The 12,641-nt window shown below is 58.4% G+C and carries 9 protein-coding genes and 1 tRNA gene; 6 read left to right on the top strand and 4 right to left on the bottom strand.

Annotated elements, in window-relative coordinates; translation table 11 throughout:
• Positions 1–237: 237 nt before the first annotated feature.
• Both M2447_RS12715 and M2447_RS12720 read left to right on the top strand, forming a co-directional pair.
• Entirely contained in the window at positions 238–462 is a 225-nt protein-coding gene (locus tag M2447_RS12715; protein ID WP_277558902.1) for a hypothetical protein, read from the top strand.
• 85 nt (positions 463–547) lie between these two features.
• Positions 548–1,291, top strand: coding sequence for a hypothetical protein (locus tag M2447_RS12720; RefSeq protein WP_277558903.1), 744 nt, complete (start codon positions 548–550; stop codon positions 1,289–1,291).
• A gap of 150 nt (positions 1,292–1,441) precedes the next feature.
• Here the strand turns inward: M2447_RS12720 and M2447_RS12725 are convergent, their stop codons facing one another.
• Positions 1,442–2,491: a phage integrase N-terminal SAM-like domain-containing protein gene (locus tag M2447_RS12725; protein ID WP_277558904.1), complete on the bottom strand. Its 1,050-nt coding sequence runs from the start codon at positions 2,489–2,491 to the stop codon at positions 1,442–1,444.
• Between the two features lie 153 nt (positions 2,492–2,644).
• Positions 2,645–2,719: transfer RNA gene (locus M2447_RS12730), tRNA-Arg, on the bottom strand.
• Between the two features lie 141 nt (positions 2,720–2,860).
• Here M2447_RS12730 and M2447_RS12735 point away from each other — a divergent pair.
• The gene (locus tag M2447_RS12735) at positions 2,861–3,763 is read left to right on the top strand and encodes a CPBP family intramembrane glutamic endopeptidase (protein ID WP_277558905.1); all 903 of its coding nucleotides are present in this window, start codon (positions 2,861–2,863) and stop codon (positions 3,761–3,763) included.
• Positions 3,764–3,845: 82 nt separating this feature from the next.
• Here M2447_RS12735 and rseP read toward each other — a convergent pair whose 3' ends face one another.
• Entirely contained in the window at positions 3,846–5,300 is a 1,455-nt protein-coding gene (gene rseP, locus M2447_RS12740; protein ID WP_277558906.1) for an RIP metalloprotease RseP, read from the bottom strand.
• 289 nt (positions 5,301–5,589) lie between these two features.
• Between rseP and M2447_RS12745 the strand changes: the two genes are divergently transcribed.
• The 3 genes from M2447_RS12745 to M2447_RS12755 all read left to right on the top strand — a co-directional run bounded on the left by M2447_RS12745 (position 5,590) and on the right by M2447_RS12755 (position 11,853).
• Positions 5,590–8,802: a PQQ-binding-like beta-propeller repeat protein gene (locus M2447_RS12745; RefSeq protein WP_277558908.1), complete on the top strand. Its 3,213-nt coding sequence runs from the start codon at positions 5,590–5,592 to the stop codon at positions 8,800–8,802.
• A 338-nt stretch (positions 8,803–9,140) separates the two neighbouring features.
• Positions 9,141–10,559 carry a hypothetical protein gene (locus tag M2447_RS12750; RefSeq protein WP_277558909.1) on the top strand — a complete coding sequence of 473 codons (1,419 nt, stop codon included), beginning with the start codon at positions 9,141–9,143 and terminating at the stop codon, positions 10,557–10,559.
• A 43-nt stretch (positions 10,560–10,602) separates the two neighbouring features.
• Positions 10,603–11,853: a hypothetical protein gene (locus M2447_RS12755; protein ID WP_277558910.1), complete on the top strand. Its 1,251-nt coding sequence runs from the start codon at positions 10,603–10,605 to the stop codon at positions 11,851–11,853.
• A gap of 158 nt (positions 11,854–12,011) precedes the next feature.
• Here the strand turns inward: M2447_RS12755 and M2447_RS12760 are convergent, their stop codons facing one another.
• Entirely contained in the window at positions 12,012–12,581 is a 570-nt protein-coding gene (locus tag M2447_RS12760; RefSeq protein WP_277558911.1) for a GNAT family N-acetyltransferase, read from the bottom strand.
• Positions 12,582–12,641 lie beyond the last annotated feature (60 nt).

A 12,641-nucleotide genomic window follows, 5' to 3' on the forward strand; every position in this document is an offset into this window, starting at 1 on the left:
TAGTTCTTTAACGCCACGAGTGTCTTGCGCTCGATGCGCGTCGTCTTGGGGCCGTAGTGCTTCGCCGGTATCAGGCCTGCGTCCACGCGCCGCTTGATCGTGCGGTAGGAAACGCCCACTTCGTCGGCAACTTGTCGGATAGAATAGCCCCTTGTTTTCATTTTTGATAGCTATGGCTATTTTAAAATATCAATAAAATCAAGTGTCTTTTTTGCCCCTTGTGCCAGATGTGTCTCTATGTCCGAAAAAAAGCCTTATCTCGTTCGCTTGCCTGATTACATCGCCGAAGAAATCACAAGGCGCAGCAAAGCCTTGAGCAGTAACCCAACGGAATACGCAACTAACGTTATAAAATGGTGGTTTGGTGAAGGCTCACCGCCGATCAGTGCGGAAGAAAAACGCCTTCTCGAAATCACAAAAGGAACTAAGGAAAAAAAAGCCCGCTCCACCCCTACTACTTGAAGCGTTTGCCCTGCGATTTATTTCCTTACTGTTTCCGATGTAAAAAATACCCTCTCTGATTTCCGCAAATTTTGCCATGCCCTTAATGACCAAACTACTTGCCGCTTCTGCACCACCATTCGACCTAAGCGGATTGGACAAGTGGATCGAACTAACGACTATGGAAGCGATCGAAGGTCTCCCTTTCGCCTATCAGCTTTTGCTTGCTGCTCTACTTCGGCCAAACGTCATTCTTTTCCTCTCAATCCTGCATTTCGCCGTAATGGTTTTCACGGCAAGTCACTGTCTCCGAAATTGCCCCGAGTCCAAACAAACGCCCTACCTCCTTGTCATTATATTCATTCCTGTTTGCGGGTGGCTGCTTTATTGGCTCCATAACGTCTCGGTCGATTACGCTTTCAATCCCGACACAATGACCCGTTCCAGACGGTCGCTCGATATCAGCGAGGAACTCCTTAAACCGCACACGGCATCCCCCAAGGAAGTTGAAATTGCAGAGCAGCAAGCCGCCGCTGCAGCTGCCGCCAACGCCAAAGCCGTTGCAGATGCCCTTGCCAAGCCAACGCCATCAAAACCGCTCCACGTCATAGCTCAGGAACGCCGAGAGCAACCAGTGAGCCATTACATCCCACCAGCCGAACCCGAAAAAACACCAGAGCAAATTGCCGCCGAAATCGCCAAAGATTTAAAACGCAAACACTCGTCACATCGCCCGGGACTTTATGTGACTGGCGAGGGTTTAAGCGCCTACTACACGAAAGGCACCACGGACAAATGGAGCGAGAGCGACGGGCGCACGGTGAGAGGCAAGATCGAGGGCGAAAAGTAATTCGAGGCGTTCCGCCGCCTGCGCATTGCATTGCAATGCTTGGGGGTAGGCGGCTCCACGTCATGGCGGCACTTCGTGCCGTCGCGGGGGCTCGCCGCCGCCCCCGAACCCCGGCTCGGGGAAACTAATAAGAAAGCAAACCTTTGTTTTTTAGGGCGCAAAAATGGCAAAATACTTCGCCGCCTCTTTCTCGCTCACGAGCTGAAAATAATGCCTGTAAATCATATCCGGAGAATTCCCCGCTTCGCGTGCCACCTGAGCTTCATCTTTGACGAGCGCGAGCCGGTAGGAAATCCACGAATGCCGTGTGATGTCCGTTTGCCACGTCACCGCCTTGCGAATCTTCGCCGAGTTCGACGACATTTTCACGAGCGGATGCCCGCGGGCACGTCCCCATTTTAGCCAGGACAAAAGCGCATCGCAGATCGGCACCACGCGCACCGAACGCCGCCCGCGAAGTTTGCCGAGGCTGACACGAATAACCGGCTCGCCGTCGAGATGCACCGCATCCCAGGACAAACGCTCGATCTCGCCACGTCGCAGGCCTGCGAAAAGTGCGATCGCAAATGTGGTCGCGAATGTCCCGTCCACATAGTCCGCAGCTTTTGCCATCACCAGCGACGCTTGCGCCGGAGTCAGCACGCGGGGCGGCCGCAGATCGACAGTCGGTGGCTCGATATGCCTCACCGGATTGTCAGGAATGATTTGCCGCCGAACCATCCACGAACCGAACGCAGAGAGCCGCCGCCGATGGTTCTTGATCGTGCCGGGCTCCACGTCCAACGAATCGAGATATTTCGTCACCGCTTCACGGGTGAAATCGCAACACCGCCGCGCTTCCGTTTCGGCCAAAAATTGCTCAAGGGTATTCCGGAGCGCGGCCACCGTGCGTTCGGCACGGCCGAGGCGTTTTTTCTCGGAAATAAATTGCCCCAGGGCTTCCGGCAACGGTGTTGCCGCCGCCCCGATCGGGCGATGCTTGAGATAATGCCGGACGGCCGTCATCAACGGCACGCCCTCGAGGGCGCGCTTTGCCGCGAAATACTCCGCCCGAGCTTCCGAATCCATCACGAGGCCGGACGTGCCCGCGATTTTCGCCTGCGTCAAAATGGCTTTGTGGTATTTCTCGGCCGCTTCCTTTTTTGAAAAATGCCGCCGCCGCCGCTTGCCGTTGGGCTCGGTGAAGACAACTTGCCACATTTTCCGAGGCTGCGTGATGCGGTAAAGTTTTGGGAGCATCCCCAGCAGGTTGATTAAAAGTTGACCCGAATCGAGTCAAACTTGGCAAACTTGGCACTTTTTCGGGAATTCTAAAACTCGCCAATTTTCCCTCTGTTCCCCTATGAAAAGAGCTGGTGCAAGCGCCGGGAGTCGAACCCGGATCAACGGCTTCGGAGACCGCTACACTATCCATTGTGCTACGCCTGCGCTGGTGGTTGCACGCGGGTAATTCACGGGGAATGTCGGGCGAGTTCAAGCATTCGTTTTTGCAATCGCCGGGAATGCTTGCCGGATGCGTTCGGAGGTTTTCGCGTGACTATAACGTGTGGGCGGCCAATTCTGGCGAACATGTTATCTTACTCCAAGGGCCGCGCTGTCATTGTGTTTCTCAAATGGATGCTGTGTTTTATCGCGCTAAACCAGGTGGCTGCCGCGATCTTTGCCGCAGTGGTGGCGGCGCAACTTTTGTGCGCGGGCGAGGCGTTGACGATGCAGGCCTTGATGGGCGCGATGACTTCTCCTTGGGTGGCGGCGGTCGGCAACACATCGGCCTGGCTCATGTTCATGCTTTGGGAAATGAAGAGCGCGCGAATGCCCTGGCGCGCGGCGCTTGTGTGGCGCGCCAAGCCGGTGTTGCTGTTCGTGCCGGTCCTGCTGATCGGGCTGGGGATGATAATCTTGATCAACGAGCTGGACATGCGTTTCCAGGACTGGCTGCCCATGTCGGACTCGTTCAAGCAGTTGATGGGCGACTTGGGCGATTTCTCGAAGTGGCCGGTTGGCTCGGCGGTGACGCTCGTGGTGGTGGCGCCGTTCACGGAGGAGTTTTTGTGCCGGGGGGTGTTTTTGCGCGGAATGCTTAACAGGTTGCGTCCGTGGACGGCGATTGTGCTGTCGGCGGTGTTTTTCGCGGTGATGCACTTGAATCCGTGGCAGGCGGTGTCGGCGTTTACGATCGGGCTGGTGCTGGGTTGGATTTACATGCGCACGCGCTCGGTGGCGCTTTGCGTTTTTGTGCACGCGCTCAACAATGCGGTTGCGCTCTACTTCATGAGCAAAATGAACACCGTGCCCGAGGCCGAATTATTTTGGGAAAACACTTGGTGGATGAATCTCGGCGGGGTGGCGTTGCTCGCGGCGGGCGCGATGTGGTTGCGCCTCGCCACGTGCAATGGCGCGCCACCGGATGAACTCGCGACGTCCAAACCCCCGCCGTTGCCGCGGGTGACGACGGAGCCGGCTGCCAACTGACGCCTCAAAACGGAATGATCCAAATCGCCCCTGTGTGTTTGCAGGCGGCTTGCCGCTGGCCGTCTGCGGTGGCGACGCGGCGTTATTTCGACGGCTCTTCGGCGGCCGGTTTCTCCGGCGCTTGTTGCTGCGCGGCGGGCGCGGGCTTGGACTGCGGGAGATTGCGGCGCACATCGAAGAAGCTCACGTAGATGATCATCGAAAACAGGAGCAGCATGAAGACGCTTTGCGTGGTTGCGATGACGCTTGCGGGCAGCGGGCGTCCGCGGACTTTTGCGATGACGGCAAAGAGGATGTGCCCGCCGTCGAGCACGGGGATCGGCAGCATGTTGAAGATCGCAAGGCTGACGTTGATCAGGACGAGGAAATAAAGAACGTCGATGATGCTGGATCTTGCCGCCGAACTGATGATCGTGACGATGCCGATGGGGCCGCTCATTTTGTCGAGGCCGATGTCGGAGTTGCGGTTGCCGAGGCTTTTGAGCGTGCGCCAGGTGCGTGTGAATACCTCCCCAATTTGCGCCCAGGGCGTGATGTGCGCCGTTCTGGATGGGAGTATGGCGCCCAGCGTAATGCCAATCATGTAGGCGGGTTCCTTAGTCTGGGGATTTTCCGAAAGGCGCGGGGTGAGCGTGATGCTGTGCTCCTTGTCCGCGCGAATGTATTTCAGTGTGATCGGCTTGTCCTTGGTTTGCGCGATATGGTCGATGATTGTCGAGGTGCTTTGGATTTCACGCCCGTCAACCGTCATCAGCATGTCACCGGTTTTGAGTCCCGCATCCGCTGCGGCGGAGCCGGGGACGATGTTTGCCGCGACGACTTTTGTGGCAATCGAGATGCCTATGCTGCGAAGATTGTCGCGCGAAACATACGCGGGAAAAACGTCGATGTCTCGAACAGCGCCGTCGCGCCTGATGGTGAGCGTGACCTTGGGCGCGTCGTTTTCCCCGCGGCCGGAGCCAAGCATGATGCTTTCAAAGATGTCGCTGAAGGTTGAGACTTCGCGCCCGTCAACCGCGAGCACGGTGTCGCCCGCCTTGATGCCCGCCGCGGCTGCGGGGCTGGTGATTATTTTGCCGTCGCTTGTTTCAATGACCGGGCGCACAACGCCGATGACGTTGGGTTGTTCCGCCACTTGCTGTCCGACCGCCCATACGATTGTCGCGAGCAGGAATGCGAAGATCACGTTAAAGACCGCGCCCGCCGAGGCGACGATCACCTTGGTTGAAAACGAAATCGGCGGGAGTTTTTCGGCGGCGGTTTTGGATTCGCCCTCGATCGCGCCCATGTCCGCGAGCTGCGGCAGCGCGACGTAGCCGCCGAGCGGCAGCCACGAGAGGCGGTATTCGACGCCGTCCTTGCCGGTCCATGAAACGATTTTCGGACCGAAGCCGATCGAGAATCGCTCGACTTTCATGCCGCGTTTGCGCGCCGCGAGGAAGTGGCCGAGCTCGTGGACAAAGATCGACACGCCCAGGAAAAAAATGGCGAGCGCGATATACCAGACGTTGGAAAAAATTGTTTGGAGGTGATCCATCGGGAAAATTGGCGGAGAGGTTGGGAGGTGACCGGGCTGTCATTCTCGGTTGTTTGTGCGTCGCGGCTCAATGGTTTTTTTCACGGGCGGGGTTACAATTTTGTAAGGCAGCCGGGGAAGCGGCGCATGGCGGGCGGTGGCGGACGAAAACATTTTTCCGGTTTTTCGGACTGTTGGAATTTCTTGGAAATTTACAGTTATTTTCTATTTCGCCCATAAAGCATTGTAAAGATTTCACGTCCGGTTTCGCTGCGTCCCACTTTTCAGAAAAACCGCATCACTTGTTTTCATGTCTCTTCGCGCCTTCACTTTTTCCGACGGAATCTCGAACAAATACTGGTATTTGCAGATCAGCGGGAGCGGCTTTTCGACGTTGACGGGGAAGATCGGCGGAGCGGCGGCGGGGAAACTTGAGACGAAAACTTTTCCCTCGCCCGAGGTTTGCGAAAAGGAGGCCGCCGCGCTTGTCGCGCAGCGCGTGCGCAAGGGGTTTGAGGAGGTCACGGACGCCGGGGCGCTGGCCGCCGCCGCGAGCGCTTTTCAGTCGGTCGCGTCCGCGCCTCCCGCGCCGGCCGCCGCGCCGCAATCCGTTCTTTCGCGTCCTTCGCTTGGCATACAGGACCAGGATGTTCGCAAATTTCTGCGCCTTTGCGGCAAGGGCGACATCGAGGCCGTCCGCTGTTTTCTCAAGGAGGGGCTCGATCCCGACGCGGCGACCGAGTGGGGGCACGCTTACGACGAGGCCATCAAAAACGGTCACGAGGAAATCGTCCGGCTCTTCACTCCGCTGATAAAGACATTCGCGTTTCAAGGCTCCGGGCACATCGAAACCGCGGCGGGGCGGGGCGACGCCATGGTGCGCGTCATGATTGATTCCGGCCACGATGTCGCGCGCGATCCGCACGTCGTAAAAATACTGCCGCGCGTCGGCGCCGAGCTTGCCGCGGAGATTATCGGGCGCGCCGGGCTCGACTTAAAATCCGCCGCGTGCGAACACCTGCTTTGCCGCGCGATTGCGGCGAAGAATCGTCCGTTTGCCGACTGGCTTCTTGGGCACGGCGCGCAGTGTTCGTCGATCGATCCGCAAAGCGGGCTTGGCGTGATGCATGCGGCGCTTGAGCACTACGGGCACGACTTGGATTTTGTCCGCCGTCTCGTCGGGGCGGGCGCCAAGGTCAGCGCGATCAGTCGCGGCCATCATGGCGGCGGTCTCACGGCGATTGAGCATGCCCGAGGAAAAATGAGCGCCGAGGTGGCGCATTTTGCCGCGGCGCACGATGACGGCGAAATTCCGTTGGAGGACCTTTTCCGCGCCGCGCGCCATGGCGGGACGCATTTGATCGAGCGCTATCTTTCCCGTCCGTTCAGCAAAATAAACGTGCGCGATTCGGCGGGGCGCACGCTTTTGCACCACGCCTGTTTTACGGAGCACGAGAGCGGCGCGATCATCGTGGCGATGTTTCTCATCAAGCGCGGCATCGACGCCAACGCCCGCGATTCGCTCGGTCGCAACGCGCTGTTCTATTACAACTTCACCGGCTCCGGCACGCCCTCCGCGCTCGGCAAGCAGATAAACGCATTTCTGGGCGTGGACAATTTTCACAACGCCGTGCTGGCGGGCGTCAGCTCGATTATGTGGAGGGAGCTGCGCGAGGCCGCCGGATACAAGGAGCCCGCCTCGCCCGACGAGCGTTTCAAGCAATGGCTTTCCGGCGCGATCGGCGACCGCGACATGCTCACGCTCATTTTGAAAAAGGCCGGCGCCGATGTCGATTGCACCGACAACGAGGGCATGACGCCGCTCCTGTTTCACGCGCGTCACGAGCCGCAAATCGACGGGCTGGACGCGCCGTGCGACGCGTCGCCGAACGCCACGGCGCGCGATCCGCACATGCGCCGCCATCACGCGCTTTGGTCGCTGCTTCGCGCCGGCGCGGATGCCACCCGACGCTATCGCGACAACGGCGCGACGGCGCTGCATTGCGTGCAAAGCTCGGATATTTTTGAGAAGGAAAAACTGCACCAGCTTTTCCGCCGCCTGGGCGCCGATGTGGACGCCCGCGACGCGAACGGTCGCACGCCGCTGCACTACGCCGCGCTTTGCGCCAGCGAGGAACAGTTCATGGATCTTCACACCGAGGACGCCATCGAGGACCTCGTCATCCACGGCGGCGCGGACCCGAATATCGGCGACAATGACGGCAACACCCCGCTGCATCTGGCGCTGCGCAACACGCGCGTCGGGCGTTATGCCACCCGCGCGCTGCTCAAGCACGGCGCGAATCCTTTTGCGAAAAACAAAGCCGGCCAAACGCCCGAGGACATCATGATCGAGCTCGATGTCCGCAAGGGTTACGACGAGGCGATTCGCGAATACGTCGCCAAGTCCCGCGCGCCGGGCGATGTCGCGATTGCGTGGAGCCCGGTGCCGATTGCCGGCAAGCCGGACGCGCCCGCCTCGCAACTCGCGCTCCGGGCCGCGCTCGCCCTCGGCAAATATGATATTGATTATATAACCGCGCTCGCGCCGGACCGCATCCTCGTTATCGGGCTGCACGACCAGGCGCATTGTATAAACAGCCTCACGGGGGAAATCCTCTGGCGTCATGCCGGCGTGCACTATCCGGTGATGCACGGCGGCGCGCTTTATTGCGGACTCGACGACAAGCGTTTCGGCGCGCTCGATCCCGCCACCGGCGCGGAGCTTTGGAGTGTCGGCGTGGGCTCGGAAGTCCGGACGCCCGTTCAGATTCACGAGGACAGGCTCGCCATTTTTAGCGCGGGGCGGGCCGTCGTCGCCGTGGATATCGCGGCGCGCGCGCAGCACTGGAAACTCACCCAGGACGAGCGCGCGCCCGACCAGATTTTGCTCTGGAAAAACCAGGCGGTCTTTATCTCCCCGAAACTCGGCGAGGACATGCTTTGTTATGTGGACATTGCCAGCGGCGCAAAGACCGACGAGCAGTCCGTTAACATACACGATTCGCCCATGCTTCTGGTCGGCGACACCGCGTGGGCGCTTTTGCATCAAGAGCTTCACCGGCTGGACTTGGGCACGGGCAAATGCCTCCCCACGGGGCACGAATTTGAGGACGACTCGCGCTGGCGCGATTACAGCGTGCGCCGGGTCATGCACCGCGACGGGAAATTGTATATATTCACCTCCCTCCAGCCGCGCCAAAAGGACGCCGACGGCAATCGCGAAAAAAACACATACCGCCTCTGCGTCATCGACGGCAACAAGGCGCTGACGGTGACCGATTGCGAGTCCGATGGCGCGGTGACGATCGCGGGCGACAAATTTATTCACCTCTCCCATGCCGACAGAAGGCTGGGAGTTTATAATTTGAACACAAAGGCGTGGAACCACTGGCATTTTCCGTGGTTCACCGGCAGCGACGAGGTCGAGCGCCACATGCACATCTCCGACGGCTGCATATTCGTCAGCCAGAAAGGCGGCGACAAGCACGCCGAGCGCGACCTTCTCTATGTGATCGGCTGACGGGTAAAAATATTAAGGAACGCAAATAATACCGACATGAGAACGAAAAACGACCGCTCGCACATCCCCAACGGGGATGAATCCCTTAGCCCGGGGTTGGCGCGAGTTGCGAGCGCCTACCCCGGGGTTTATAAAAAAGAAAACACAACCCTGAAAGGGGTTGCGTCTTTCGAAAACGCGCCGGGCACACAGGCCGCAACCCCTTCGGGGTTGTTTATTATGTTCATTGTTCCCAGGGTGGCTCGCTACGCTCGCAACCCTGGGCTAGGGGACGGAAGCCCGTTGGGCTTCATTTAATATCTCCTCTGTTTAAAAATAATTAGAATTATCATTTTCCCATGAAACCAGAACTCGACACAGAATCCCGACTATTCAAGAAACCCTTCCATGTTGTATTCCGGAATGCCGGAATCGAATTTTTGATTCCCAAAAATTACAACAGCAAGATACAGGACCTCAAGCAGCGCCGTTACAAGGAAATCGACGGGGAGCATTACCTCTTCTGCAAAAGCGGTGACGGCACCTTCGCCATCGATCCGCCGGCGGCGGCGCCCGGATACACCATTTCCATTTCGCACATGCCCGAATACACGGCGGAGTTTTATTATCAAAACTACAGCGGCATGTATGAGGACATCAGCGCGAGCCTGCCCGACGATTTGCAGATGCCCGTCAAGGCGCTCTCGGTCACGCCCGCGCCGATCGGCACCATAAGCTGCCAGCTTGTCCTCGACGCGCCCGCGGGCGGCGTGGTTCTCATGACGGGCAGCGGCATTCCGCGCGACGACCTCGATGAGTTCACGGCCCTTGCCGAATATATAAAACCGTATGAGGGCGAGATCCCCGACGAGTCGGACAAGGACGCATACAAGGCCAACACCTATCACCCCGAGATCAAGCCGGAGGACGAGGAGGTTGACGAGGACGATGCCGAGGGCGTGTCGCGCAGCCTGTATCCCGAGCTCAATGTTTACGATGCCGAGGATCACAAAAAATGTTACAAGGGCGACGAGGACCAGATCACCGTCGATCTCAAGGACAAGGACCAGATGCGCCGCGTGCTCAACTTCCTCATCAAAAACTTTGACGACATGGCCGACTATGAATTCGGCGAGGAAAAGGACGGCGAGTTCAAGGAGTATGATTTCAGGGCCGACGACATCGGCTACGACAGCGAAATCCCCTTTTACACGGCGGCGGCCGCCTTTCCCGAGCTTCACAAAAAAATACTCGCCTACATCGACCTCGCCATCGACTCCGACGGCGCCTGGCGCAACGACGAGGTGCCCAAGGGCATGAACGCCGCCTACGCCATGGCGATGCAGGACCAGAAATATATTCCGAAATATATACAACTCCTGCGCAGCATGGACATGGATCACGAAGTTTACCAAGGCGGCCAGATCGTGTCCATCGCCGCCAAGTGGAAGGATTACGACAACGTGCTCGCGCTTCTCGCCACCCGCGCGTGCACGGGCGCGGGCCAGCACGGGATCGAGACGCTCGGCTTCATCGTGGAGCATATTTTGCCCGAGTTGAAAAACGAGGGGCAGAAGCGGGACACGTTCATCGGCCACCTTTTTGTCGACGCCACCAGGCACCACGACCACACCCGCGGCCGCTACGAGCAGTTGATCGAATACTATATCGCCCCCGTGCTCGACATGCTCGAGGTCGATTACAACGAGCAAAAGGTCGAGACCGTGCTGCAAATATCCGGAGCCGGAAACATGCCCGGAGCCTCCGACCTAATATAATTTCCACCATCGGAAAAAACCACCCAACAAAAAACACAATACAATGATTACACGCACCTATTATAAAAACAAAAAGAAGAAGCAGGACTGGTTCATGCAGATCGACGGCACGACCATCGTCCACGGCGAGACGCCCGAGACGGCCGTGACGCTCACGCATCCCACCGCCGCGGCGATGGCAGTCACGATGAACGACCTCATCATGAAAAAGTGCAGCACCGGTTTTGAGTTCGACCGTGTCGAGCAAATCGAAACCGAGTCCGACAAAAAGGCGCGCACGGTTGGCGGCGTCGAGCTCGGCACCAATCAGTTTGTCGTCGATTTTGGCGACGCGGCCTCGCTCGAAAAAGTGATCCGCCAGCACAACGACCAGTATCACCAATACACGGACGCGGTTCAAAACAAGGGCGTCGCCTACGGCGCGGTCAAGGGCGGCAAGTTCGTTCCGCACGAGGCCAAAAGCGGCGACAACGAGCTCGATTTCTACATGGCCGTAGCCTCGCACGCGAAACTCCGCCCGATCCTCGCCGAGTTCATCGGCAAGATCTCCCTGGGCAATTATGAACAGGACCCGATGATGCGCGATGCCGAGGTGCCGCTCGGATCAAACGCCGTTTATGCGCTCGCGCTCGCGGACAAGAAATACCTCAAGGCCCACACGGAGTTCTGCGACAGTATTCCCATCGGCTGTTACATCGCGCGTTTTAACGACGACACGCCCGACGGCGGCCGCCACGTTCCCGCGCTTCTCAACAAGTGGAAATACTCCGCCTCCGACGAGGACACGATGAACTTCCTCGTGGCGCAGCTCCTCCACGACGACAACGAATACGCAAAGGACGACATCGATTGCATCATGAAGGAGCACGGATTGGAGGAGGCGCTGAAGGACAAGAAGTTCAAGGAGCTTCTCTACACGAAGTTCGCCTATCGCGCCGCCCACCTCGAAAGCCATCGCAATATAGAAGACCGCGCGCTCGGATTATACATATTCATTTCGCTGAACGCGCTTGGCATCACCTGCAGCAAGCAGGACGCGATGATCTTCGGCCACATGATTGACGACATCGGTTCCTATCCGAGCCTCGCCCAAATCACCAAGGGCGGCCTCGATCCCGAAGAAGACGACTATGTCCCATACGACGATATGGACGACGACGAAGACGACGACGACGACGATGACGAAGACGACGATGACGAAGACGACGACGACGATGACGACGACGATGACGACGATGATGACGACGCGGACGAAGATGATGACGACGACGATGATGATGAAGATGATGACTAAGGCCTAGCACACCAAACCGGGGTTTGGGCTGGCGGGTGAGGATTCACTCATCCGCCGGCCCAAATCTTGTCATCGTCACGACTTCAAATCGGACCTCATAAAAACAGCGCGGGCGTTCAAGTCCGCGCTGTTTCATTTTCAGCCTGAAAACTTTTTCGTCACACGGCGCCGAGCCGGTAGAGGACGTGTTCGTTCAACGGGTGATCGCGCGGGATCGCGGGATGCCGGAACACGGGCGGGTTTCCCGGCGTCATTCCGAGGCGTTGCATCACCGCTTGCGAACGGCGATTTGGGGTGGTGGTGATTGCCACGATTTCGGAAAGACCGAGCCGGTTGAAACCAAAGTCAATGGAGGCGCGCGCGGCCTCGATTGCATAACCCTTGCCCCAGTGCTCGGGGAAAAGCCGCCAGCCGACCTCGACGCAAGGCATGAATGGGAACGGGTGCCGCGGGATTTGCAGGCCGACGGAACCGATGAAAACGGGCGCGCTGTTTCCGGCAATTGCTTCGCGCAATTCGACGGCCCAGAAACCCCAACCGTGCCCGGTAATGTGCGCGGCCCAGCGATCCATGATGACATCGCTCGCGGCGCGGTCATCGACGGGCATCAAAAACTCCATCACGCGCGGATTTCGGCAAAGCTCAAAAAACAGCTCGCGATCGGAATCGCGCCATTGGCGAAGGCGGAGGCGCGGCGTGGTGAGTTCGGTGATGGTGCTTGCGGGCATGGTTGTTTTTTGGAGTGCGGTGGCAGAGCGAAGCGGCGACACCGCTTTGAGTGGTTTGCG

This window comes from Ereboglobus sp. PH5-10 (assembly GCF_029504735.1).
Lineage (GTDB): Bacteria > Verrucomicrobiota > Verrucomicrobiia > Opitutales > Opitutaceae > Ereboglobus.

Excerpts from the sequence above, each read along its gene's own strand:
- M2447_RS12715 (WP_277558902.1), top strand. The coding sequence starts at position 238 with ATGTCCGAAAAAAAGCCTTATCTCGTTCGCTTGCCTGATTACATCGCC.
- M2447_RS12735 (WP_277558905.1), top strand. The coding sequence starts at position 2,861 with ATGTTATCTTACTCCAAGGGCCGCGCTGTCATTGTGTTTCTCAAATGG.
- rseP (WP_277558906.1), bottom strand. The coding sequence starts at position 5,300 with ATGGATCACCTCCAAACAATTTTTTCCAACGTCTGGTATATCGCGCTC.
- M2447_RS12745 (WP_277558908.1), top strand. The coding sequence starts at position 5,590 with ATGTCTCTTCGCGCCTTCACTTTTTCCGACGGAATCTCGAACAAATAC.
- M2447_RS12725 (WP_277558904.1), bottom strand. The coding sequence starts at position 2,491 with ATGTGGCAAGTTGTCTTCACCGAGCCCAACGGCAAGCGGCGGCGGCGG.
- M2447_RS12760 (WP_277558911.1), bottom strand. The coding sequence starts at position 12,581 with ATGCCCGCAAGCACCATCACCGAACTCACCACGCCGCGCCTCCGCCTT.
- M2447_RS12720 (WP_277558903.1), top strand. The coding sequence starts at position 548 with ATGACCAAACTACTTGCCGCTTCTGCACCACCATTCGACCTAAGCGGA.
- M2447_RS12750 (WP_277558909.1), top strand. The coding sequence starts at position 9,141 with ATGAAACCAGAACTCGACACAGAATCCCGACTATTCAAGAAACCCTTC.
- M2447_RS12755 (WP_277558910.1), top strand. The coding sequence starts at position 10,603 with ATGATTACACGCACCTATTATAAAAACAAAAAGAAGAAGCAGGACTGG.